2 protein-coding genes are annotated in these 2,246 nt (G+C 66.9%); both read right to left on the bottom strand.

Going from position 1 to position 2,246, the window contains the following annotated elements:
- Positions 1 to 121: 121 nt before the first annotated feature.
- On the bottom strand, positions 122 to 1,081 hold the full coding sequence (locus RFN30_RS32140) for an HpcH/HpaI aldolase/citrate lyase family protein (protein WP_320265963.1): 960 nt from the start codon (positions 1,079 to 1,081) through the stop codon (positions 122 to 124).
- A gap of 10 nt (positions 1,082 to 1,091) precedes the next feature.
- The coding region (locus RFN30_RS32145; protein ID WP_320265964.1) for an aminotransferase class V-fold PLP-dependent enzyme at positions 1,092 to 2,246 on the bottom strand (1,155 nt) is incomplete at its 5' end.

The following is a 2,246-nucleotide window of genomic DNA, read 5'->3' on the forward strand; positions in this document are numbered from 1 at the left end:
TCGGGGCTGTAGGCAAGGCCGCCGCGCGGCACATGCACGCCGTGACGGGCAAGCAGTTCCTTGGCCTGGTATTCGTGAATGTCCATCTTGTCCTCCCAGAAAGCTTAGTGCGCCATATTTCTCACTGAGTGGCCTGCGCCTGGCCGGCGCGCTCGATCGCCTCGCTCACCACCAGCACGTTGCGGGCCATGCGTTCGGACGCCGCGTCGATCATCTTGCCGTCGAGCGCTGCCGCGCCCTTGCCGAGCGCCTCGGCCTCCTTCAGCACCTCGAGGATGCGGCGGGCGCGGGTGACCTCCTTTTCCGGCGGCGAGAAGACGTCGTTGGCCAAGGCGATCTGCGAGGGGTGGATCGCCCATTTGCCTTCGATGCCGAGCGCCGCGGCACGCCTGGCGGCCGCCTGGTAGCCTTCCGGATCGGAGAAATCGCCGAACGGTCCGTCGATGGCGCGCAAGCCATAGGCGCGGCAGGCAACCGTCATGCGCGACAGGGCAAAGTGCCACTGGTCGCCGGGATAGTCGGGGTTGAGGCCGCCGATGTTGACGGTGCGCGCCTTGTTGCTGGCGGCGTAGTCGGCGACGCCGAAATGCATCGCCTCCAGCCGGCCGGGCGTGGCGGCGATCGCCTCGACATTGGCCATGCCGAGCGCGGTCTCGATCAGCGCTTCGAGGCCGACGCGGGTCTTGTAACCCTTGGCCATCTCGATCTGGTTGACCATGGCCTCGACCATGTAGAGGTCGGCCGGCACGCCGACCTTCGGCACCAAAATCGTGTCCAGCCGGTCGCCGGCCTGCTCCATGACGTCGACGACGTCGCGGTACATGTAATGGGTGTCGAGGCCGTTGATGCGCACCGAGACGGTCTTGCCCCTGGCGCGCCAGTCGATGTCGTTGAGCGCCTGGATGATGTTCTTGCGGGCGCGCTCCTTGTCGGGCGGCGCCACCGCGTCCTCGATGTCGAGGAAGACGAAGTCGGCGGCGCTGCTCGCCGCCTTGTCGATCATCTCGGGGCTGGAGCCCGGAACCGCCAGCTCGCTGCGCTGCAGCCTGAGCTTCTTGAGATGGTTGATGGTGTGGCTCATCGTCCGCTCCTCACGCCGCCTCGGCGACCGGCACCTCGGCCGTGCCGCGGAAGTGTTCGATCGCCGCCGCCACGCCCGAACCCGGGGCCAGTTCGACGCCGCAGTCGAGCAGCGCAAGTTCAGCGGCGGCCAATGATCCAAGCACCATCACCTCGTTCAGCCAGCCGAGATGGCCGATGCGGAAGACCTTGCCGGCCACCTTGTTGAGGCCGCCGCCGAGCGAGGTGTTGTACTTCTGGTAGGCGCGCTTGACGATTTCGGCGCTGTCGATGCCTTCCGGCACCAGGATGGCGCTGACCGTGTCGGAGTGCCATTTGCGTTGCTTGGCGCACAGCTTCAGCCCCCAGGCATCGACCGCCTTGCGCACGCCTTCGGCCAGGCGATGGTGGCGGGCGAAGATGTTGTCCAGCCCTTCCTCGGCGATCAGGTCGAGCGAGGCGCGCAGGCCGCGCAAGAGCTGCGTGGCCGGCGTATAGGGGAAGTAGCCGGTGTCGTTGGTGCGGATCATGTCCTCGAAGGCGAAGTAGCAGCGCCGGTGCGTCGCGGTCCTGGACGCGGCCAGCGCCTTCTGGCTGACCGACAGGAAGCCGAGGCCGGCCGGCAGCATGAAGCCCTTCTGCGAGCCGGAGACGGCGCAGTCGACGCCCCATTCCTCCTGGCGGAAGTCGATCGAGCCGATCGACGAGACGCCGTCGACGAAGAGCAGCGCCGGGTGGTTCGCGGCGTCGAGCGCGGCGCGGCAGCCGGCGACGTCGCTGGTGACGCCGGTCGCGGTCTCGTTCTGGGTGCAGAAGACCGCCTTGATGCGATGGGCTTTGTCGGCCCGAAGCCTCTCAGCATAGAGGTCGAGAGGAACGCCCGTTCCCCACTCGCAGTCGATGACATCGACCTCGAAGCCGAGGCGCTCGGCCATGTCGACCCACAGATGCGAGAACTGGCCGAAGCGTGACATCAGCACCCTATCGCCGGGGCTGAGCACGTTGGTCATCGCCGCTTCCCAGGCGCCGGTGCCCGACGAGGGATAGATGAAGACGCGGCCGGTCTCGTTCTTGAACACTCGCTTGATGTCCTCGAACAGCGGCAGCGTGAGATTGGGGAAGGAAGCGGCGCGCATGTCCTCCATCGGCAGGTTCATGGCCTGCCGGACCTCTTCCGGGATGTTGGT

It is taken from the genome of Mesorhizobium dulcispinae, from assembly GCF_033977345.1.
In the GTDB taxonomy this organism is placed as follows: domain Bacteria; phylum Pseudomonadota; class Alphaproteobacteria; order Rhizobiales; family Rhizobiaceae; genus Mesorhizobium; species Mesorhizobium dulcispinae.